Origin of the sequence: Streptomyces sp. NPDC090741 (assembly GCF_044769045.1) — a bacterium.
Taxonomy (GTDB): domain Bacteria; phylum Actinomycetota; class Actinomycetes; order Streptomycetales; family Streptomycetaceae; genus Streptomyces.
Genome location: NZ_JBIVXF010000002.1, coordinates 167,451 through 187,483, shown reverse-complemented (window position 1 = coordinate 187,483; position 20,033 = coordinate 167,451). Strand labels below are relative to the sequence as shown.

Annotated in this window: 24 protein-coding genes; 6 read left to right on the top strand and 18 right to left on the bottom strand. The window is 72.1% G+C overall.

What is annotated here, in order from left to right:
- Positions 1-65: 65 nt before the first annotated feature.
- The 4 genes from ACIQU4_RS06145 to ACIQU4_RS06130 all read right to left on the bottom strand — a co-directional run bounded on the left by ACIQU4_RS06145 (position 66) and on the right by ACIQU4_RS06130 (position 2,056).
- Positions 66-440: a YbjQ family protein gene (locus tag ACIQU4_RS06145; RefSeq protein WP_053689141.1), complete on the bottom strand. Its 375-nt coding sequence runs from the start codon at positions 438-440 to the stop codon at positions 66-68.
- 160 nt (positions 441-600) lie between these two features.
- Entirely contained in the window at positions 601-867 is a 267-nt protein-coding gene (locus ACIQU4_RS06140; protein WP_403726448.1) for a hypothetical protein, read from the bottom strand.
- A 39-nt stretch (positions 868-906) separates the two neighbouring features.
- Positions 907-1,785, bottom strand: a complete 879-nt coding sequence (locus tag ACIQU4_RS06135; protein WP_403726446.1) for a helix-turn-helix domain-containing protein — start codon at positions 1,783-1,785, stop codon at positions 907-909.
- A 37-nt stretch (positions 1,786-1,822) separates the two neighbouring features.
- Positions 1,823-2,056 carry a DUF397 domain-containing protein gene (locus ACIQU4_RS06130; RefSeq protein ID WP_403726443.1) on the bottom strand — a complete coding sequence of 78 codons (234 nt, stop codon included), beginning with the start codon at positions 2,054-2,056 and terminating at the stop codon, positions 1,823-1,825.
- Positions 2,057-2,303: 247 nt separating this feature from the next.
- On the opposite strand from ACIQU4_RS06130, the gene ACIQU4_RS06125 reads away from it, so the two are divergent.
- The gene (locus ACIQU4_RS06125; RefSeq protein WP_403726442.1) at positions 2,304-2,825 is read left to right on the top strand and encodes a hypothetical protein; all 522 of its coding nucleotides are present in this window, start codon (positions 2,304-2,306) and stop codon (positions 2,823-2,825) included.
- Between the two features lie 24 nt (positions 2,826-2,849).
- Here the strand turns inward: ACIQU4_RS06125 and ACIQU4_RS06120 are convergent, their stop codons facing one another.
- The 5 genes from ACIQU4_RS06120 to ACIQU4_RS06100 form a co-directional block, all read right to left on the bottom strand.
- A complete protein-coding gene (locus tag ACIQU4_RS06120; RefSeq protein ID WP_403726439.1) occupies positions 2,850-3,230 on the bottom strand; it encodes an NTP pyrophosphohydrolase in 381 nt (126 codons plus the stop codon).
- A gap of 35 nt (positions 3,231-3,265) precedes the next feature.
- A complete protein-coding gene (locus tag ACIQU4_RS06115; protein ID WP_403726437.1) occupies positions 3,266-4,198 on the bottom strand; it encodes an AAA family ATPase in 933 nt (310 codons plus the stop codon).
- A 3-nt stretch (positions 4,199-4,201) separates the two neighbouring features.
- Positions 4,202-5,416 (bottom strand): RNA ligase, encoded by a 1,215-nt coding sequence (locus tag ACIQU4_RS06110; RefSeq protein WP_403726435.1) that lies wholly within the window; start codon positions 5,414-5,416, stop codon positions 4,202-4,204.
- Positions 5,417-5,477: 61 nt separating this feature from the next.
- Complete coding sequence (locus ACIQU4_RS06105) at positions 5,478-6,176, bottom strand: epimerase (protein WP_403726433.1); 699 nt, start codon at positions 6,174-6,176, stop codon at positions 5,478-5,480.
- An 18-nt stretch (positions 6,177-6,194) separates the two neighbouring features.
- Positions 6,195-6,629, bottom strand: a complete 435-nt coding sequence (locus ACIQU4_RS06100) for a VOC family protein (protein WP_403726430.1) — start codon at positions 6,627-6,629, stop codon at positions 6,195-6,197.
- 132 nt (positions 6,630-6,761) lie between these two features.
- On the opposite strand from ACIQU4_RS06100, the gene ACIQU4_RS06095 reads away from it, so the two are divergent.
- On the top strand, positions 6,762-7,469 hold the full coding sequence (locus ACIQU4_RS06095) for a YoaK family protein (RefSeq protein ID WP_403726429.1): 708 nt from the start codon (positions 6,762-6,764) through the stop codon (positions 7,467-7,469).
- Here ACIQU4_RS06095 and ACIQU4_RS06090 read toward each other — a convergent pair.
- Positions 7,466-8,413 (bottom strand): tellurite resistance/C4-dicarboxylate transporter family protein, encoded by a 948-nt coding sequence (locus ACIQU4_RS06090; protein ID WP_403726426.1) that lies wholly within the window; start codon positions 8,411-8,413, stop codon positions 7,466-7,468. The genes ACIQU4_RS06095 and ACIQU4_RS06090 overlap by 4 nt on opposite strands.
- A gap of 118 nt (positions 8,414-8,531) precedes the next feature.
- Here ACIQU4_RS06090 and ACIQU4_RS06085 point away from each other — a divergent pair, with 118 nt between their 5' ends.
- Both ACIQU4_RS06085 and ACIQU4_RS06080 read left to right on the top strand, forming a co-directional pair.
- Entirely contained in the window at positions 8,532-9,263 is a 732-nt protein-coding gene (locus ACIQU4_RS06085) for an SDR family NAD(P)-dependent oxidoreductase (RefSeq protein WP_403726424.1), read from the top strand.
- Positions 9,264-9,311: 48 nt separating this feature from the next.
- Positions 9,312-10,232 carry a cobalamin-binding protein gene (locus ACIQU4_RS06080; RefSeq protein WP_403726422.1) on the top strand — a complete coding sequence of 307 codons (921 nt, stop codon included), beginning with the start codon at positions 9,312-9,314 and terminating at the stop codon, positions 10,230-10,232.
- Here ACIQU4_RS06080 and ACIQU4_RS06075 read toward each other — a convergent pair whose 3' ends face one another.
- Both ACIQU4_RS06075 and ACIQU4_RS06070 read right to left on the bottom strand, forming a co-directional pair.
- On the bottom strand, positions 10,233-10,982 hold the full coding sequence (locus tag ACIQU4_RS06075) for a VOC family protein (RefSeq protein ID WP_403727698.1): 750 nt from the start codon (positions 10,980-10,982) through the stop codon (positions 10,233-10,235).
- 134 nt (positions 10,983-11,116) lie between these two features.
- Positions 11,117-12,217: a glutamate--cysteine ligase gene (locus ACIQU4_RS06070; protein WP_403726420.1), complete on the bottom strand. Its 1,101-nt coding sequence runs from the start codon at positions 12,215-12,217 to the stop codon at positions 11,117-11,119.
- Between the two features lie 353 nt (positions 12,218-12,570).
- Here ACIQU4_RS06070 and ACIQU4_RS06065 point away from each other — a divergent pair, with 353 nt between their 5' ends.
- Positions 12,571-13,677 (top strand): AI-2E family transporter, encoded by a 1,107-nt coding sequence (locus tag ACIQU4_RS06065; RefSeq protein WP_403726417.1) that lies wholly within the window; start codon positions 12,571-12,573, stop codon positions 13,675-13,677.
- Positions 13,678-13,799: 122 nt separating this feature from the next.
- The gene (locus ACIQU4_RS06060) at positions 13,800-14,642 is read left to right on the top strand and encodes a SigB/SigF/SigG family RNA polymerase sigma factor (RefSeq protein ID WP_403726414.1); all 843 of its coding nucleotides are present in this window, start codon (positions 13,800-13,802) and stop codon (positions 14,640-14,642) included.
- On the opposite strand, the gene ACIQU4_RS06055 is transcribed toward ACIQU4_RS06060, so the two are convergent.
- The 6 genes from ACIQU4_RS06055 to tsrT all read right to left on the bottom strand — a co-directional run bounded on the left by ACIQU4_RS06055 (position 14,572) and on the right by tsrT (position 20,021).
- Positions 14,572-15,078 carry an ATP-binding protein gene (locus ACIQU4_RS06055; RefSeq protein ID WP_403726412.1) on the bottom strand — a complete coding sequence of 169 codons (507 nt, stop codon included), beginning with the start codon at positions 15,076-15,078 and terminating at the stop codon, positions 14,572-14,574. The two genes, ACIQU4_RS06060 and ACIQU4_RS06055, sit on opposite strands and share 71 nt — an antisense overlap.
- 41 nt (positions 15,079-15,119) lie before the next feature.
- Positions 15,120-16,496: an FAD-binding oxidoreductase gene (locus ACIQU4_RS06050; protein ID WP_403726409.1), complete on the bottom strand. Its 1,377-nt coding sequence runs from the start codon at positions 16,494-16,496 to the stop codon at positions 15,120-15,122.
- On the bottom strand, positions 16,493-16,816 hold the full coding sequence (locus tag ACIQU4_RS06045) for a hypothetical protein (protein WP_403726406.1): 324 nt from the start codon (positions 16,814-16,816) through the stop codon (positions 16,493-16,495). Before ACIQU4_RS06045 ends, ACIQU4_RS06050 begins: the two co-directional genes overlap by 4 nt.
- Positions 16,813-17,202 carry a cupin domain-containing protein gene (locus ACIQU4_RS06040; protein ID WP_403726403.1) on the bottom strand — a complete coding sequence of 130 codons (390 nt, stop codon included), beginning with the start codon at positions 17,200-17,202 and terminating at the stop codon, positions 16,813-16,815. The genes ACIQU4_RS06045 and ACIQU4_RS06040 overlap by 4 nt, the downstream gene beginning before the upstream one ends.
- 150 nt (positions 17,203-17,352) lie before the next feature.
- Positions 17,353-18,123 (bottom strand): response regulator, encoded by a 771-nt coding sequence (locus ACIQU4_RS06035; RefSeq protein WP_403726400.1) that lies wholly within the window; start codon positions 18,121-18,123, stop codon positions 17,353-17,355.
- A 152-nt stretch (positions 18,124-18,275) separates the two neighbouring features.
- Positions 18,276-20,021 carry a tryptophan 2-C-methyltransferase gene (gene tsrT, locus ACIQU4_RS06030; protein ID WP_403726397.1) on the bottom strand — a complete coding sequence of 582 codons (1,746 nt, stop codon included), beginning with the start codon at positions 20,019-20,021 and terminating at the stop codon, positions 18,276-18,278.
- Positions 20,022-20,033 lie beyond the last annotated feature (12 nt).

The window sequence follows — 20,033 nt, the reverse complement described above, 5'->3', positions numbered from 1 at the left end:
CGCCGCCGCAGGCCCATGGACAAAGCGGAGCCCCGTCCTGGACTTACGGAAGTGGATGGAGGGGATCAGGAGGCGGCGGGGGTGATCACGACGGCCGTCCCGTACGCACACACCTCGGTCCCGACGTCGGCGGCCTCGGTCACGTCGAAGCGCATCATCAGGACCGCGTTCCCGCCGCGGGCCTTCGCCGCTTCGATGAGCCGTTCCATGGCCTGGTTCCGGGTTTCCACCAGGGTCTTGGTCAGGCCCTTCAGCTCGCCGCCGATCATCGACTTCAGGCCCGCGCCGATCTGGCTGCCGAGGTGGCGGGAGCGGACGGTGAGGCCGAAGACCTCGCCGATGACCTGCTCGACCCGGTACCCGGGGACGTCGTTCGTCGTCACGACCAGAACGCCGGTCTGCTGGGCCCCCGGGCCGCCGCTGTAATCTTCGATACCCATGGCGACCACTCTGGCGCCGCGCGCGGCCCCGCGCATCCGGAGGGAACCGGTTCCGGCCGTCTCTCAGCGGGTTTCAGGGCAGCCGGGCGGCGAGACCCGACTCGCGCGCCAGGACCACGGCCTGGGCGCGACTGGACGCGACTGGACGCCCCGAGCTTGCTCATGCAGCGGTGCACGTGCGTCTTGACGGTGGCGGCGATGCCGTCGGTGCCGGCATCCGGATGTCCATCGGGACCACCTCGGGCCGGGTCCCGGCGGCGAGCCGGGTCCCCCGGAGCAGGACGAGCAGTGCACCGGCCGGGCATCTGGCCGAGACTCGCCGGTCGCGGAGCGAGGCGACAGCGTACGGCGCGAGCGCCAGGCCGCATACGGCGACGACGTGGTGGTGGTGGCCGAGGGTGAAGGCGGTCACGAGGTCACGCGGCACGCGGCACGCGGCCGCCTCGGGCGCGGGCCTTCCGGGCGCTCAGCCCACCCGGAGGTCTTCGGCGCTGAACTGGCGCTGCGCCGTGCGGATCAGGTCGGCGCTCTCGTCCTCGGAGGCCGCCGCGTTACGCAGGTTGGTCAGGGCGTTGCGGTAGTCGTCGAGGGGCCGCGGCCTGGTCACGTAGTTCGCGCCGTTGATGTGCTCCACGTACGCCAGCTCGGCGTGCTCCCCGTCGCGGAACCGCAGGTGGGTGATCGGGTAGGGCGGTGTGGCCCCGTACGCGCGGGCCATCGGGAGGATGCGGATGCTCACCTTTCCGGTGCCCCCAGCCCGCAGCAGGTGGGTCAGCTGCTCGTCCATCACGGCCGCGTCCCCGCAGCGGCGGTGCAGTACGCCTTCCTCCAGCAGGGCGGTCACCCGGGGCAGCGGACCGTTCATCAGCCGCAGCTGCCGTTCGGCGCGGAGTTCGACGACGCGGTCGACCTCCTCCCGGTCGGCGCCGGGCATGACCGCCCGCACCATGTGCCGGGCGTAGGCGCGGGTCTGGAGGATGCCGGGGACGACGAGGTTCTCGTAGACGCAGATCTCCTCGGCGTCGCCCTCCAGCTGGATCAGGCGCTTGAGGAAGTCGGGGGTGACATCCCTGAACTGCTCGTACCACTCGGAGTCCCGCGCATGTTCCAGGAGCCGCTCTATCGCCCGCATCTCGTCGGCGTCGACGCCGTAGTACCGGGCGAGGTCCCGTACGTCGCGCGGTCTCGGCGGGGTCTCGCCGCGCTCCAGCCGGCTGATCTTCGACACCGAGCCGCGGATGACCGGTGCCACCTGCCGCAGGGTGAGGCCCCGGGCCTCACGGCATCTGCGCAGTTCCCGCCCCAGCAGGCGGTCGGCCGCCGCCCGGACCCGATCCCTGCCCATCGGTCCACCCCTCACGCTCTGGCCTCGAATCGAGCCGTCATCCGGTCAGGTGATCGAATTCCGCGTCTTTGGCGCCGCGGAGGAACGCCTCGATCTCGGCGGCCGTGAACACCAGCGCCGGCCCGTCAGGGAATCGCGAGTTCCGCATTGCCACGCCGCCGCCCGCCAGGGCGGCGACTTCCACGCAGTTGCCGTTGCCCACGCTGGCACTGCTCTTGACCCACACCACGCCGGGAATCGCGCCGGCCACCACGCCATTGTCGATCTGCATGACAGAAATGCTAGCCAGATGTACGGGGCACGGGAGTCCCTCGAATGGGTGCCTCGACTGCGCGATATCCCGATGATCCGACCCCGAGGCCGTGGGGCGCTTATTGCGCATTTCGGGCTAAACGGCGGTGGGTCACCGGGGCTGCTCGACCCGCCCTCGCCATAGTCGACCGTGGCAGCCGACTGGCTGCCGCCCCGGCCCGCGGCTCACCGCGGCCGGGCGGAAGTCTTCGCAGAGGAGCCTGCACATGCGGAAGCCCACCAGGACCATCCTCGCTCTCGCCGCCGCAAGCCTGGTGCTCGGCGGGGTCGGGGCGGGCGCCGCCGTCGCGGACGAGGGTCCGACGACCGACGGCCCGTCGCAGGAGATGGTCGTTCTCGAACCGGACGGCGACCAGGCCGGTACCTACCAGGGCAAGGAGTACTCCGTCGGCAAGGTCGTCTCGCGCGGACCGCTCAAGCTCCGCTCCAAGCCGACCAGCCGCTCCAAGTCCGTGGGACACGTGAAGCCGGACCACAAGGTCGCCATCGTGTGCAAGGCGCGCGGTGAGTCGGTCGACGGCAACAACGTCTGGTACCTCCTCCACGTCAAGGAGAAGGACGGACAGCAGCCCATGAAGGAGTCCATGGAGGAGTCCACGGTCTCGAACCCGGAGAACGGGGCGGACGCGATGGAAGGGAAGGACGGCAAGGACCGCAAGGACCGCAAGGACGCCTGGGTCACCGCCCGTTACGTGAAGAACCTCCACCACGTGAAGTGGTGCGACTGACCTTCCTGTCCCCGCACCGGGCGGTCAGTCCGCCGGGCGTACGGTACGCGGTCCGACGCACCGCACTCCGTACGCGCGGACCCGCTCGCGCAGTTCCCGGTCCGCCGTGACCACGACGCAGCCGCGCTCCGCGTAGGCGGCGGCCAGTTCCACGATCCGGTCGTCACCGCTCCCGGGCGCCGGGTCCACCCGTACTCCGGGCACGGACTCGACGCCCCGGGCCGCGCCCTCGACGACGAGGACGATCTCCTCGACCGCCCCGATCCCCTCGATCTCACCGCCCGCGGCCGGGTCCCGCTCCGCGAGGCGGTCGCGCAGCCGCTCGGCCGCGCCCCGCCGGTCCCGCCACCAGCCGTCCGGTACGGAGCCGACCACGTTCGCGGCGTCGACGATCAACACGCTCATGGCCCCAGTATGAGGAAATCCAGCAGCCGCCCGCGCTAGAAGTCGCCGTAGTTGACCTGCCAGGTCGCCAGGCCCATCCGGCGCCAGACCGCGACCACCCGGTCCCGGTCGTCCAGCGACACCCGCACCGCGTACCGGTGGCGCACGTGTGCGTCGAACAGCTCCGCCTTCACCACGTCGTCGCGGCGCGTGTCGCCGAGCGGCCGCATCCACAGCTCGTCGTACGGCACCTCGTGCCGGCGCAGCCACGCCTCCGTCTGCGGCCGGTGCTCCTCGCCGCGCCCGGACAGCAGCACGATGGTGTCGCCGTCGGCGCGCCGGAAGGCGTCCAGCGCGTACCGCACCGGCTCGTTGAGCGCGTCGATCTCGCAGCGCGAGAAGTCGTACGGGCTGCGGTCGCCGGTGAGCGCGAGCGTGCCGTCGATGTCGCACATCACCGCGGAGGGCAGCGCCGGGTCGGCCACGTACGGTACGACCACGGGCTGGTCGTTCAGCCACTCCGCGGTGAGCCGCCAGCCGCCCTTCTTCGCGCTCATGTGCTTGTCGTTCAATATCCGGATGATCTCCTCGCCGACCGGCCGCTCCCGCGCGGCGTCCCGGTGCAGGCACTCCTCCACCGGCACGTCGGTGAAGTCGTGCACGACGAAGGTCGCGAGCCCGGCGACCGCCGCCTTGAGCCGCTTGGGGATGTGCGAGGTCAGGTGCGTGTTGTCGACGACCACGTCGAAGCCGTCGTCGACGGCCGCGCGCACGGCCGCGTCCTGCACGGCCAGGACGGTCTGCTCGTGCCGGTACGAGCGGCCGCGCTCCGGGTCGGGCAGGTCGAGCATGGCCCGCAGGTCGTCCAGGTTGACGCGGCGCATCCGGCCCGCGGCCTCGGCCTGCAGGGCGCGCGCGGCCGTCGTCTTCCCCGAGGCCGGCAACCCCGTCATGACGTGGACGACGGGGCGTGCGGGGTCTTCGGACACCGGTCAGTTCTCCTCATCGGTCGTGAAGGGGTCGGACGCTTCGGGCCGCACGTGCCGCCATACGACGAGTTCCGTGGACCGGCCGTCCAGGCGCAGGAACACCGCGGCGCGGATCCAGCGGTCGGGCAGCGCCTTGGCGGCGCGCGCGAACGCGCCCCGGTCGCCCGCCAGATGGGCCAGCCGCGCGTACGCCTCGTCGATGGCGCGCTCGCGCTGCGCCGCCGCGTCCTCGATGCGGGCGACCACCTCGCGCACCCAGGTGTCGAACTCGTCCGGCACCTGCTCCAGCAGCGCTTCGAGGGGCTTGCCGCCCGAGGCCTCGATGTCGGCGACAGTGCAGTTCAGGCCCTGCGCCAGCTCCTTGGCGGGCAGTCCGGCGAAGCGCTCGATGCCGTGGCTGCGCCAGATGTCCCGCTCGGTGACGCCGGTGACCAGCTTGTGGAGGCGTACGTATTCGGACAGCTTGGCCTTCGCGCGCACGCCGGAGGCGAACCGCAGCACGAAGCCCTCGGCGTCGGTGCCCGCGGCGTTCTCGCCGCCGGGCAGGGTGTTCGACTCGGCCAGCGCCAGGAGTTCGGCGAGCGCCATGGCGGGCCACACCGTGACGACGGATCCGATCCCGTGCCAGTGGCCGGCGGCCTCGGCCAGCGGGACCTCGGTGCCGTCCAGGCCGAACGCGGCGAGGAGGACCAGGTCCCGGCGGTCGCCGTAGTCGACGACGATACGGTTCTGCGGGTACAGGATCTCCGCGAGGTAGGTCACGCCGGGGACGAGGGCCGAGGTGTCGCGGCCGTCGAGGTGGCGCTGGCCCCAGGTGGCCTGGGTGCTGATGAAGGATCCCTTGGACGCGACGCGCCAGCAGCCCGCGTAGTGGAAGACCACCGCGAGGCTGCCGTCGACCTTGTCGTACACCTCGAACGGCTCGTCGGGCAGGGCCGGTGCGTACGGCCGGCCGGACTCGTGCTCGCCCACGTTGAAGAACTTCGGCAGCGGCAGCGCGACGATCGCGCCGGTGGCGTCGTCGGCGACGAGTCCGCGGCAGCGCATGGTGATGCGGTTCCAGACCTGCTCGTACTGTGCCGTCCGCGTGTACGTGTAGATGGACAGCGGCAGTTCGGGGTGCGCCTTGCGGGTCACGAGTCCGGCGTCGATGGCGGCCGCCAGCTCCTGCTGCGGCAGCAGGTCGTGCAGGGTCGGGTAGGCCTGGTTGTGGCCCATGGGTTCCTCCCGGTTCGAGATGGTTCATTCTCACGTGCGGGAGGGGTGGCCCGGTACCGAATTATCGCTGGTCCGAAGGGCTCCGGCCCAGCCGGTTGATGTCCTGGGGCCGCAGGATCCGGGTACGGACACCGGCGCCGGGTCTCGCGACGGCGATCATCGCGCGGCCCAGGGCCTCGGTGGTGGTGACGAGGTTCGGCGCGAAGCGGCGCAGCAGTGGGAAGAGCGGTGCGGTGACCAGGTAGCCGGCCCGGTAGAGGAGGGTCTTGGAGGGCATGCCGCGGACGGGCTGTACGAGGCCGGGGCGGAACATGTAGGCCTGGAACGGCAGCTGGAGCAGGTCGTTCTCGGTCTCCCCCTTGACCCGGGCCCACATGGTGCGGCTCTGCTCGGTGCTGTCCGTACCCTCGCCGGAGACGTACGCGAACGTCAGCCGCGGGTTGGCGGCGGCGAGCGGGCGGGCCGCGGCGAGGGTGAGGTCGTGGGTGATGCGGCGGTACTCCTGCTCCTTCATGCCGACGGCGGAGACGCCGAGGCAGAAGAAGCAGGCGTCGAAGGAGGCCAGGTCCAGGGCCGGGGCCGGGGCCGGGGCCGAGAGGTCGGACGGGTCGTCCTGGATGCGTTCGCGCAGCTTGGGGTGGGAGACGCCGAGCGGGGTGCGGCTGACGGAGAGGACGGCCGTGACGGAGTCGTCGCGCAGGCATTCCCGCAGAACACCCCGGCCGATCATTCCGGTTCCGCCGAAGAGGATGACGTTCACATGCGCAGCCTAAAGGCGTCAGTGCGAGACGCAGAGCTCATTGCCCTCCGGATCGGCGAGTGTGGTCCAGGTGTAGGGGCCCTGGCTGCTGTCGTGCAGGTGCCGGGCGCCCTTGGCGATCAGGCGCTCGACGACCTCCCGCGGGTTGTCGGAGCCGGTGCGGACGTCGAGGTGGACCCGGTTCTTGACCGTCTTCGGCTCGGGGACGAGCTGGAAGAGGACGCGGGGTGCGCGCTCGATCCCCTCGGGGTGGCGGATGGCCGCGCCGACCTTCCAGACGAGGGCTCCGCGGTGGGTGGTGGTGTCCTCCTCGGTGGCCCGGCCCTCGGCGACCATCTTGCGGATGAACTCCTCTTCGGTGGCCTCCACTTCCCAGCCGAGGGCGTCGGCCCACCAGTCGGCGAGGGGGTGAGGGTCGGCGGAATCGATCGTCACCTGGAATGTGTATGCCATGAGGGGGACCCTACTGAGGACCACCGACAACGGCCTCGGAAGGCGTCCTGGGATTCCGGGTCGTTCATTCGATGCCGCTCGTTCGGCGGGTACGGTTTGCGCCGTAACTCCCTTTCGGAACGGGGTTGGCGCATGGAATTCGCCCGGCGCGGGATCCTGCGGCCGCTGGCCGGGCTGCTCTTCCCGCCGGGGCCGGAGGGCGGGAGCGGGCCGCACGGGGTGCTGCCGGCGCTGCTGATCGCGCTGACCTTCGTGAGCGGGGTGGTCGACGCGGTGAGCTACCTCGGGCTCGACCACACCTTCGTCGCGAACATGACCGGCAATGTGGTCTTCCTCGGGTTCGCGCTCGCCGGGGACCGCCAACTGTCGGCCGCGGCCTCCCTGCTGGCGCTCGGCGCCTTCCTGGCGGGTGCGACGGCCGCCGGGCGGCTGCGCCGCGGCCGGGAGCCGGCGCGGATGTTCGCTCCGCTGGTGGCGGCCCAGACCGTACTGGTGGCCGGGGCGCTCGCCCTGTCGGCGGGCGGGGCGGGGGCGCTGCCGGTCGTGGGGCTGCTGGCGCTCGGCATGGGCCTGCAGAACGCCGTCGTGCTCCGGCTGGGCGTGCCCGATCTGACCACCACCGTGGTCACCCGGACGCTGACGGGCCTGGCGTCCGACCCGTGGGACCGGGCCGCCGTACGAAGGGTGGTCTCGGTGGCGGTCCTGTTCTGCGGGGCCCTGGCGGGCGGGCTGCTGACGATCCACCACGGACCGCGCTGGGCCCTGGCCCTGGCGGTGGCCCTGCTCCTGGGGATCGCCCTGGCGGGCGCCCTGAGGGCGGCCGAACACCACACCCGTTAGGGGGTGCCCGGGCGGGTGGCGGCCAGGGCGGCGAAGGTCAGCAGCCAGGCGCCGACCGCGATCCAGAGCAGCACCTCGCCCAGCGGGCGCAGCCAGCCGACCCCGGTGGGGCCGGCCGCCGAGAGGCAGGCGGTGGCCGTCATGCCGAGGGGGAAGACGGTCGCCCAGCGCCGGATGTCGTAGTGCGGCCGCCACCGGCGTAGCTCGGCGGCGAGCAGGAGCACGTACCAGCCGAGGGACAGGGTGAGCGTCACCAGCGTGGCGATGCGCAGCGCCGTGTGCGCCGAACCGGTCCATACCGGTGATGCCGTGAGCTTCGATCCCGCCAGCGCCGAGATGGCGAGCGCGCCGCCGGCCACCCAGTGGTCGCCCGCGCCCCGCAGCACCTCGCGGAAGTCGAAGCGTACGAGGGCGACCGCGTACAGCAGCAGGCCGAGGCAGAAGGCGGCCAGCGCCGCCCGGGCGAGCCAGTCGCGGTGGACGGCGGCGGCCAGGGTCGCGGCCAGGACGGCGAGACCCTGGGTGGCGACGCAGACGAGGAACGCGGCGCCGGGCACCCGCCTTTCCCAGTGCCGTACGACGGTGATGAGCAGTCCGGGCCAGAGCACGGCCGCCAGCACCAGCAGGGCGGCGGCGAGCCCCTGCCACCCCAGCAGGGAGATCCGGGTGCCGAGCACGGTCGTGGCGGCCACGGCCGCCAGGGCGGCCGGGGTGTCGGCCTCGGCCTGGAAGCGGCCCCGGTCGCCCACGAGCCGGGTGGTGAAGTCGGCGGCGAGTACGAGCCACAGCGCGGCGGCGAGGACCAGCGCGGCGAGGGACAGCCCGTCGAACCCGATCAGGTGCAGGCCTACGGAGAGGATGCCGGCGGCCATGACGGCGGCGCCCGCGGCCGGGGGGAGTCCCGTCCACCACCAGCGGCCGGGCAGGGGGAACGCCTGCTTCACCCTGCCAGCGGACACCGCCGGGCCGCGGCCCGCGAGCGCGGTGGGCCACCCGGCCCAAGCCACGTGCACCGCGCCCGTGCCTTGACTTCCTCGGGGCACTGCCCGACCCTCTGCGGTCATGGGACAGCTCGACGGCAAGGTCGCGGTGGTCACCGGCGGGTCCGCCGGCATCGGACTGGCGACGGCGCACCGGTTCGTACGGGAGGGCGCCCGGGTGTTCGTCACGGGCCGCCGCGAGGCCGAACTCGCTGCTGCGGTGGAGGAATTGGGGAGCGGCGCGGTCGGGGTCCCGGGCGATGTCACCCGGTCGGCGGACCTGGAGCGGCTGTACGCGGCGGTCGCCGCCGAAGGCAGGGCGATCGACGTCCTGGTGACCAACGCGGGCGGTGGAAGGGCGGGCGGCGTCGCCGAGTTCACCGAGGAGCAGTTCGACATCGTCTCGGACCTGAATTTCCGCGCGACGTTCTTCACCGTGCAGCGGGCGCTGCCGCTGTTCGGGGAGCGCGGCTCGGTCATCCTGGTCGGCTCGACCGCCGGCTCGTCGGGGTCCACCCGGTTCGGCGTCTACGGCGCCACGAAGGCGGCCGTACGGTCGATGGCGCGCAGCATGGCGCTGGAGCTCGCGGGGCGCGGGATCCGGGTGAACGCGCTCAGCCCGGGCCCGATCGACACTCCCGCACTGGCGCGGGCGCCCGCCGCGATCCTGGAGGAGGTCACGTCCGGGGTCCCGCTGGGCCGGACCGGCCGCCCGGAGGAAGTGGCCGCGGCGGCGCTTTTCCTCGCCTCGGAGGAGAGCAGCTACATCACGGGCATCGAACTGTTCGTGGACGGCGGAGCCGCCCAGGTCTGACCCGGCGCACCCGTACGGACGCACGGGACACCCCCTTAGGCTCGGGGCATGCGCATCGTCTCCCTGCTTCCCGCCGCCACCGACATCGTGGCCGAGCTCGGGCTGGCCGCCGATCTGGTGGGCCGTACGCACGAGTGCGACTGGCCGCCCGGCGCCGTGGCCGGGGCGGCGGTGGTGACCGCCGCCGAGTTCTCCTCGGACGCTCTGAGCAGCCGGGAGATCTCCGCGGCGGTCGGCGGCGCCGCGCACAGCGGCTCCTCCCTGTACACGCTCGACACCGAGGCGCTGGGCGCCCTCGCGCCCGACGTGGTGCTGACCCAGGACCTGTGCGACGTCTGCGCCGTCTCGTACGCGGGGGTGAGCCGGGCGGTGCGCGTGCTGGACGGCGGGCCCCGGGTGCTGAGCCTCGAACCGCGCACCCTCGGCGACGTACTGGACTGCCTGGTCACCGTGGGCGAGCTGCTGGGCGTACGGGAGGCCGCGACGGAACGCCGGGCCGCACTCGTGGCCCGGCTGGAGGCCGTACGGGCCCGGACCGCGGGCCGGCCGCGGCCGCGGGTGGTGGCCGTCGAGTGGCTCGATCCGCTCTGGCCGGCCGGGCACTGGGTGCCTGAGCAGATCGCGTCCGCGGGCGGCGAGGCGCTGATCGCCGCGCCGGGCGAGCACACCCGGCCCATGGACTGGGAGGCGGTCCGGGCGGCACGTCCGGACGTGCTGCTCCTGCTGCCCTGCGGGTTCAGCCCGGAGCGCACCGTGCGGGAGCGGGAGCTGCTCACCTCGCTGCCGGGCTGGGCGGAGCTGCCCGCGGTACGGGCCGGGGAGGTGTGGGTGCTCGACGGGCCGGCGTACTTCAACCGGCCGGGCCCCCGGGTCGTGCGCGGGGCGGAGGTCCTGGCGCACGTCCTGCACGGGGTCGCGGTGGGCGATCCGGTGACCCCGGCGGAGGCGTTCCGGCTCGCCGGGGCGTGATCAGGGGGTCTCGGGTTCCGGGCGGGTCGTGGTGAGCGTGAACATCGCGCCCTCGGGGTCGCGGAGGCTGACCCAGCGGTCGGTGGCGCTCGACATGATGGTCGACAGCGTGGCCCCGCCGGAGGTGGTGGCCGCCTCGATGGCCTCGTCGAGGTCCGGTACGCGGAAGTAGACGTGCCAGCGGGGTCTGGTCTGCGGTGCGTGCGTCGTGGCCTCGGTGATCCCGCCGTTCAGGCGGGCCACGGGGTCGCCCGCCTGACGCAGGACGACCTGGTCGTCCTCGTACGAGACCTCGCAGCACCCGGGACGGCCGGTGGCCCACTCCAGCACCTCGCCGTAGAAGATCGCCGCCTCGAAGGCGTCCCTGGTCCGCAGTTCCAGCCAGGCCGGTGCCGGGCCGCGGCCCACCCGCCAGTCGGCGGACACCCCGCCCGCCCAGATCCCGAAGACGGCGCCGTCCCGGTCGGCGACCAGCGCGCCGCGGCCGCCGGAGGGGAAGGAGACCGGGCCGACCGCGACGGTGCCGCTGCGCTCGCGGATCCGGTCCGCGACCTCGTCGGCGTCGTCGACGGCGAAGTACGGGGTCCACGCCGCGGCGACCGGCAGGTCGGAGGTCAGCGTGCCGACGCCGGCCACCGGCACCCCGTCCAGCTCGGCCACGGTCCAGCCCTCGCCCAGCCGGGCGGGCCGGAACTTCCAGCCGAGGACAGCGCCGTAGAACTGCTGGGTTCCCTGGAGATCGCGGGCCATCAGGCTGACCCAGCACGGCGCGCCGAAGACCTCCCTCGTAGAAATCTCCACCACACACGCTCCGTCCCTCGTCCAGCCCATCGTCCCGTCGGGGCCACCGCCCCGCACGTCGGCCGGGCACCGCCGCGGCCTGCTCAGCGGCCGCTCCCTGCGCCCTGCCCGGTGATCAGATCGGCGAGGGCCGCGATGCCCCCGTCCGCGAGGGCCCGGCGCTGGCGGTCCGCGGGCGTGCCCTCCCTGAGGAGCCGGTGCAGCAGGGAGCCGACCTCGCGCTGGTCCCCGGCCTCCTCCAGGGCGGGCGTGATGTGCCCCATCAGCAGCGACAGCACGTCTCCGGCGCTGCGCCGACGGCCGTGCGGGTCCACCAGGGCCCCGTCGAGGCCGTGCCGGGCCGCGTGCCACATGGCCGCCTGGAGCAGCTCGTGCGAGCACGCGACGGGCGCGGCTCCCGCCTTCTCCTCGGCGATCGCGGTACTGACCAGCGCTCGGACGATCCCCGTGAGCAGCACCGCGTCGGTGGCGTCCAGCTGTACGTCGAGGCAGCGCACCTCCACCGTGGGATAGCGCTCGGACAGCCTGGCCTGCCAGTAGAGCTGGCCCCGGTCGGCGATCACCCCCGCGTCCACGAGCGCATCGGCGCGTTCCTCGTAGTCGGCGAGCGTACGGAAGCACGGCGTCGGGCCGCTGACCGGCCAGCGGCCGAAGACGATCGTGCGCCAGCTGGCGAAGCCCGTGTCGCGCCCGTCCCACAGCGGCGAGTTCGCCGACATGGCCAGCAGGGTCGGCAGCCAGACCCGCAGCCGGTTGAGGACCGCCACGCCCGTCTCCCGGTCGGGTACTCCGACGTGTACGTGCATGCCGTTGATCAGCTGCTCGTCGACGAGGCGGCGGGCTTCCTCCCGCATCCGGAGGTACCGGGGCTTGCGGGTGACCGGGACCGGTTCCGCGTCCCGCAGCGGGGCCGCGGCGGAGGTGGCGAGGAGGCAGCCGTACTCCTCGGCGGCGGAACCGACGGCGTGCCGCAGCCTCAGCAAGTGGCCGGCGACCTCGTCCAGGTCCGTGCAGACGGGTGTGGCGACCTCGATCTGGGCCTGGAGCAGCTCGTTCTGTACCTCGCCGGCGTCCACGAACGGGCCCAGGCCGGCCGCTGTCCGCACCTCCTCCGCCCGGGACACGGGCAGATGGGTGATCGGATCCAGCAGGACGTACTCCTCCTCAACCCCGACCGTGATCATGTCGCGTCGGACTCCTGCCTCGAGTTCTGAAATCCCCGGCGCCCACGGCACCCACGGCACCCACGGCGGCGGTCCTTCGTGGTCCGGTCCGTGGGCCTTGCGTCTGCCCGGGCGGGGCGGCCTCATGCAGGGGCGGCCACCCCGCTTCGGGCGCGGGCATTCGGCGGTTCCTTCGGGCGAATCTGGCTCCGGTTACGTGGGGTGCCGATTCCAGCGTGGCAGTTCACAGGGAAATGCACCCATCGGGCCATCGGCAGAGGCGGTACATGACCAGGCGATCCGCAGGCCGGCCGGCGTCCCGTCCGGGCGAGGAGCGTACGGGTGGGGCGCCTACGGGGGCACCGCGCTCCCGGGTGGCCGTCCGGCGCGCCCGGGCCCTCGGCCGCCGCCCGGGCGGGAGGCCGGTGGAGCGGCCGTACGCGTCCGTGTCGCCCCTGCTGCGGACGGCCGCGGCGTACTCCTGGCGGCTACTGGTGGTCGGCGCGGTCGTGTACACGGTGTTCATGGTGCTGGGGCGGTTCCACGAGCTCGCTGTGGCCGTCTTCCTCGGCCTGGTCGCGTCCGCGCTGCTGCGCCCGGTGGCCGATCTGCTGGCCCGGTGGATCCCCCGCTCCCTCGCCGTGGCCTGCTCGCTCCTCGGCAGCATCGTGCTCGCGCTCGGCGCGCTCGCCTTCGTCGGGGAGACGATCGCCGCGGAGTGGAACTCCCTGGTGGCGGAGTTCCGGGCGGGGCTGGACCGGCTGGAGCCCCTGCTGGAGCGGCCGCCCCTGCGGCTGAGCCCGCACGCGCTGGGCGATCTGCGGGACCGGATCGGCGACTACCTCTCCAGCCACCGGGCGAGCCTGCTCAGCACGGCCGTGAGCGGTGCGGGGCGCCTGGTGCAGGCCCTGACCGTGGTGGCGCTGTCGATGTTCTGCTCGGTCTTCTTCATCTACTCGGGTGACCGGCAGTGGCGCTGGGTGTGCTCCCAGTTCCCGAAGGGCGCGCAGCAGCGCATCTCGGTCGCGGGCCGGGCCGCGTGGCGGACGTTCACCGGGTACACCCACGGGATCGTGCTGGTCGCGGCGACCAACGCCATTCTGGTGGGGGTGGCGCTGTATGCCTTGGGCGTCCCGCTGGCCGTGCCGCTCGCGCTGCTGGAGTTCTTCGCCGCGTTCGTCCCGCTGATCGGCTCCCCGGTCGCCCTCGCGGTGGCCGTGGTGGTCGCGCTGGCGGCGAAGGGGCCGCTGATCGCCGCGCTCGTGGTCGCCCTGATCGTGATCATCGGGCAGATCGAGGGGCATGTGCTGCACCCGATGCTGATGAGCTGGGCGGTGCGGTTGCACCCGGTGGTCGTGGCCCTGTCGGTGGTGGCGGGGGCCATTGCCGCGGGCGTGCTGGGCGCGGTGGTCGCGGTACCGCTGGTCTCTGTCGTCTGGGCGGTCCGCCAGTCGCTGCGGTCCCCGGAAGCAGGGCTCTGAGCTGCGCTTCCCGCTTCCCCGATCGAGCGGCTTCATCCGGCCGGGAGGGGGGTATATGTACCGAGAACAGCTCACGAGACGGCCGCACCGCAGTGGCGCGACCACCCGTCGGAGGAGCCGAGATGAGGTACGCAGAGGTCACCGAACGCATTCCGCAGGACCCGCTGAGTGTGAGCACCGGCGAGGCCCGGTCGCTGTCGGGGGCACTGTTCCACCGGCTGCGGAGCCTGGACGAGGGGAGCGCAGCGTACTCGTACGTCCGCAACACCCTCGTCGAGCTCAACCTCAGCCTGGTGAAATACGCCGCCCGCCGCTTCCGCGGCCGGAGCGAGCCGATGGAGGACATCGTCCAGGTCGGGACGATCGGCCTGATCAAGGCGATCAACCGGTTCGACCCGGAGCGCGGGGTGGAGTTCACGACCTTCGCGATGCCGACCATCGTCGGCGAGATCAAGCGGTTCTTCCGCGACACCAGTTGGGCCGTCAAGGTGCCCCGGCGGCTCCAGGAGCTGCGGATCGACGCCGCGAAGGCGCATGACGCCCTGGAGCAGGACCTGGGCCGCGAGCCCACGGAAGCCGAGATGGCGGGGAGTCTGCACGTCACGCCCGAGGAGCTCGTGGAGGGGCAGAAGGCGGCGCACGCGTACTCCGCGCGCTCTCTGGACGCGCCCGCGCAGGAGGACGGCGACCGCACCACGTACGCCGACCGGCCCTCGCTCGGCGCGGAGGAGACGGCGTACGACACGATCGAGTGTCTGGAGTCGCTCAAGCCGCTCCTGGCCGAATTGTCCGAGCGGGAGCGCACGCTGCTCTCGCTGCGCTTCGGCGACGGGCTGACCCAGTCCGAGATCGGCGAGCGGCTGGGGCTGTCGCAGATGCACGTCTCGCGGCTGCTCAACCGGACGCTGGCCGGTCTGCGGACAGGCCTCCTGGAGGATCCGCCGGAGGGGCCTGCGCAGCCGTGAGCGGCGTCGGGACTTCCGCCCACACCGTCTTGCCGGTCCGCCCGTAGCCGTAGGGCTCGCAGCCCCAGCTCCGGGCGAGCCGGTCCAGGATGAGCAGGCCGTGGCCGCCGGGAAGGGCGGATCCGGCGGTCCGCAGGCGACGGGGGTGCTCGGGGCTCCCGTCGCCGACCTCGATCCGCAGCCGCGCGGGGGTGCGGCGCAGCACCAGTTCACTGGGGCCGCCCGCGTGCAGGCAGGCGTTGCCGACGAGTTCGGAGACCAGGAGGAGGACGTCTTCTGCGGCCTCCTGCCGGTCCGGGTCGTACGGGCTCTCCGCGTCGTCCGCATCCGTGATCCACTGCCATTCGGCCAGCGCGCGCCGGGTGAAGTCCCGGCACCGGGTGACGGCCTTCCGCGTCCCGCCGCCGAGGATCAGCGTGCGGGTGTCCTCGCTCATGCGGGCCGCCTACCCAGGCCGGGGGAGAAAACACCGTGCCTTCATGATCCGATGGCCTGGCCGAAGGAGAAGAAGCCCTCCGGGTCCACCCACTTCTTGATCTCCACGAGCCGCGGATAGTTGGCGCCGTAGTACGCGGTGCGCCAGTCCGGCAGGTCGGGGTCGATGAAGTTCTGGTAGGCGCCCTCGCCCACGTACGGCGCGAGCGCCTCCCGCAGCTCCGCCAGCCAGCGCAGGTTCGCGGCGACGGTGGCCGGGCTGTCGTGTTCGGCCCAGGAGGTGTCCATGCTGACCAGGAACTGTGCGTCCCGGTGGACGAAAGCGGTGTCGGCCGGGGCCACCCGGTTGATCGCGCCGCCCCAGGTGTAGAGGGCCAGTCCGCAGCCGTCCGGGTTGTCGCTGCCCGGCCAGCGGGCGAGCCGGGCGAGGACGGCGGCCACGGCCTCGGCGGGCAGCGGCCCGGCGGCGAAGTTCGTCCGTACGGCGAACGCCCCGGCCGAGGTCTCGTGCAGCAGGTAGTCCTTGGCCTCCCAGAACGTGCGGTCGGCGATGTCCTCGCGCACGGGCCGGGTGGCCGCGAGGACGGGGGCCAGCAGTTCCCGCAGCTCGCTCGCGGGGCCGAGGTGCAGTCCGACGGCCGACACGACGGGGTCCTCGCCGGCGGCGGTGCTGACGCCGAGGCGGACCGAGAACTCGTCCGGTGCGTGCCCCGCGGCCCGCTGTACCGCGGCGAAGGCGGCGAGGGCGTCGGCCCCGTCCCACAGCAGCAGGCAGGTGGAGACGTCCGGCACCGCGGTGGCCCGGAAGGTGAAGGAGAGGTTGATGCCGAAGTTCCCGCCTCCGCCGCCGCGGCAGGCCCAGTACAGGTCCGGATTCTCCTGGGCGTCGCAGGTCAGCACTTGTCCGTCGGCCGTCATGAGGGTGGTGCGTACGAGGGCGTCCGCGGTGAGGCCGAGCTTGCGCGAGGTGGAGGAGGAGCCGCCGCCGAGCGTGAGGCCCGCGATGCCGACCGAGGCGCCGTTGCCCAGGGCGAACGCCATCTCGTGGGGCTGGAGCGCGGCGTAGACCTCGGCCATGCGGGCCCCGCCGGCGGCCGTGACGAGCCCGGTGGAGCCGTCGGCGGACACGGAGTTCAGCGCGCTGAGGTCGACGACGAGGCCGGTGGAGACGCAGTGGCCGGCGTAGCTGTGGCCGCCGCTGCGGGCGACGAGGCCGACGCCGGTGTCGCGGGCCCATGCGAGGGCGCGGCGTACGTCGGCCTCGTTCGCCGCGGACACGACGCCCTGCGGGGTGGTGGAGGCGAAGCGGGTGTTGAAGGGAGCGCCGGCGGCGCGGAAGCCGGCGTCGCCGGGCCGCAGGACGCGGCCCGCCACGGTCTTCTCCAGCCGCTGCCAGTCCGCCTCGGACGCGCCGTTCACCGGACCTCCTCGATGTAGGAGATCCCGGTCGCGGCGTGCGGTCCGTAGCGCTCCCAGACCTCGCGCAGCCGCAGGCGGCCGTCCTCGGCCACCTCGGGGGTGTTGACGGTGCGTCCGCAGACCACCTCGCCGGTCGCGAACACGAGGGTGTAGCCCATGGAGAGGGTGCCGTCGGGGGTGCAGGTGCCGACGGTCCAGCCCCGCCGCACCTCGCCGCCGAGGACCTCTCCCCAGACCAGGTCGCCCTGCTGGTGGTAGACGGCGACGGTCCGGACGTCGCCCTGCGGTTTGCGGAACCTGCGGCCGTCGTAGTCGATCACGTGGCATCGCCCGTGGCCGCGAGGAACTCGGCCGACATGCTCCGGCCCCACCAGATCGCGTAGTAGGAGAAGTCCTCGTCGTGTCCGTTGACGATGTGGTGCTCGATTCCGCCCTTCATCAGCGCGATGTCCCCCGCGGCGAGCTGCCTGCGCCGGCCGTTGCAGACCACCTCGGCGCGGCCGGCCATGGCGATGAACATCTCGCGTTCGTGGTGGGCGTGCGCCTCGGACACGTCGCCGGGGCGCAGGACGCACCAGGCTCCGCGGAACGGTGCTTCCAGACCCGGCCACGGGTACAGGAGCTTGAGGTCCAGGCCGTGCTCCCGGAGCAGCTGCTCCGGCTCCGCTGTGCGGATGTCCACGTCGGGCTGTTCCCGGTCGGTCAACTTTCCGCTCCGATCGACGTCTTTGTTTGCCGGGTGCACCGAAATTCAAGAATTTCCGCATTCCGGTGAGGGCGACGTCGGCCAGGTTAGGAGCAGGTGATTCCCCTCCGACAGGGGAATTGTTCCCCAGTCGAAAGGGAATCTGCCGGATCAGCCTTGCCCCAGACCCGCGTCCCGGGCGAGCACGATGGCCTGGGACCGATCGGCCACACCGAGTTTTGCGAATATCGCGGAGACTCGGTTGCTGATGGTCTTGGACGCGAGAACGAGCTCCCGGGCGATGGCGGCATTCGACTTGCCGGCGGCGATGCGTTCCAGGACGTCCCGCTCCCGGTTGGTCAGCTGGGGGAAGGGGTAGCCGTACTGCCCGGCGGGCGCCGGGCCCATCAGCGCCCCGAGCCGGTTCGCGATCGACTTGTCGACGATGCCCTCACCGGCCGCCACGGCCTGGATACCGCGCAGGATCTGGTCCGCGTCGGCGAATTTGAACAGGTAGCCGCGCGCACCGGCCTGGAGCGCCGCGGTGATGACCCGGTCGTCGTCGACCGAGCTGAAGACGAGGATGCCCGTTTCGGGCCATAATCTCAGCACCTCGGATATCACCCGCGTCCCGGCGCGCTCGTCCATGAGCGGGTCGACCACGAGGACATCGGGCCGGCAGCGGGAGGTCTCCGCCATCACCTCGTCCGCCGTGGCGGCCTCGCCGACGACGGATATCCCTCCGGACCGCTCCAGCACGGAACGCACCCCGTGGCGGATCGCCGGCTGCGCGTCGGCGAGGACGACGGTGATGGTGGCGAGGGGTCTGGCGACGACCGCGAGGTCCCCCTCGGGCCACCCCCGGCCGGCGAAGTCCCTTCGCGTCTCACCCTGTGACGAGAGTGGCCGGAGCAGCCCCTTGATGTCTGTCGTCTGATGCATTTCTACCTTCCCCCCGACTCGATCTTTTGCGGTGGCTCAAGGCCGACCGGCCGTTACCAGAATGGTGCACGGGCCAGCCTTACCGCAACGGTCGGGGGGATATCCGTATGGCGCGATAACCATGTCGGCAACGACATTCACATCCGGCCACGTCACTTTTCTGCGGACTCTGCCATTTCTACCTCTTGTGCCTGGCGGAGAATTTCTTCCCGGTCCCGCCAATGCGCCCAGAACGCTCCGGTGTATCCGAGTCCGCTGAGACTGGTCAGGAACGGATTGTCCGCATAGTTGTTGTCGTGCTCGCTCATGCCCGCCAGCGTCGGCAGCATGACTCTGTGGTGGTCGGAGCGGTCGACGAGCTCCCAGAGCAGTTCCACGGAGCGGCGCCGCAGCCCGGACGGGTCGTCGACCGTTTCGGCGTCCTCCAGAAGATCCGGCGAGAAGTAGCAGACGAGGCGGAAGTTCCCCGAGGCGTCGAACATGAACTGCCGCTCGTACTCCACCGGTCCCGAACACCGGGCGAGCGGCTTCAGCACGATCGGCTCGGTGGCCGTATTCGACTGGAGTCCCGGCACCGTCCGCACCCCGTCGCACTCCTCGGCGATCGCGATGCCGAGCGGCGTGTACGGGAAGAGCCGCAGCCCCAGCGAGAACCCGGTCACGGTGGCGTCCAGCGCCATGAACGCCTCGACGCATTCGCGCATGGTCTGCGCGGTCTCGCCCGGCATCCCGAACAACGCCTCGACCATCGTCATCATGCCGTTGGCGTGACACAGCCGGACCAGGTTCTCGGTGTCGGCGAAGGAGTAGTACGTGGTGCCCTTCTCCGTGACCTTCCAGCCGCGCAGCATGTCCTGGCGCACGTGGTCGGAGCCGACGTTCACCCCGCGGCACCCCGCGGCCGCGAGCAGCTCCGCGAACTCCTCGTCGAACGGCGAGGGCTGGCAGTAGACCCACAGCCTCAGCTCGTTCAGCGGATTGCCGGGGTCGGCGTGTTTGCGCCGGACTATCTCGCGCAGCAGGTTCTTCGCATGATGGATGGACAGGTTGAACTCGCTGTCGGTGGTGTGCTGGTCGAGGATTCCCTGCGCGGCGAGCGACTGCATTTCGTCGACCACGGCGGCGATGTCGCGCCGGCCGAACCGGGTGCCCTTCGCATCCGGCTCGACGCAGTGCGAACAGCGGTAGGTGCAGCCGTTCTTGGTGAGGATGCCGGCCAACCCGCCGCGCTGGTAGTACAGCAGGTTGTCCACCTTGTGCGGCGTGCCGGAGCGGCGCCGGTACGTCCCGGCCCGGTCCACCTGCCACACCCGGTCCTCGAACTGCCCGCCGGGCAGCGGCGGCGCGGTGCGCCGGGGTGCCGGGGTGAGTGCCTGGGTGAGCGCCGGGGTGAGCGCCGGCGGCGGTACGCGGGTGACCCCCTCCCCCGTGTTGCGCAGCAGCCCGGACACCGTCCCCGTGTCGCGGCCGGTGACCAGCGCGTCGGCGAGATCGCAGATGATCTGCTCGCCGGGGCCTTTGACGCCGAAATCGATCCCGAAGTAGTCGACCAGCGCGAAGGGCATGGAGGAGAAGCCGATGCCGCCGCCGACGATCGGCGCGTCCGTCAGCCGCCTGATCTCGGTGATGATCTCCTTGTGCTCCCCGATGAAGGGGCGCTGCTCGAAGGCGTAGACCGTGTCGGTGTTGCGTATGGTGACGCCCACGAGCAGGGGGCTGCGCGCCCCGAAGTACTCGCAGAGGTACGACTTCCAGTCCTCCCGGTGAAACGTCAGGTCGACCACCTCGACGTCGAAGTCGGCGGCCTCCAACGAGGTGGTGAGCACGTCGAGCGCGTAGGGCGCGATCGGCGGATGCACCTTGTTGGGATTGACCAGTGACACGAGACCTCTGCCCATCGGTTCTTCTCC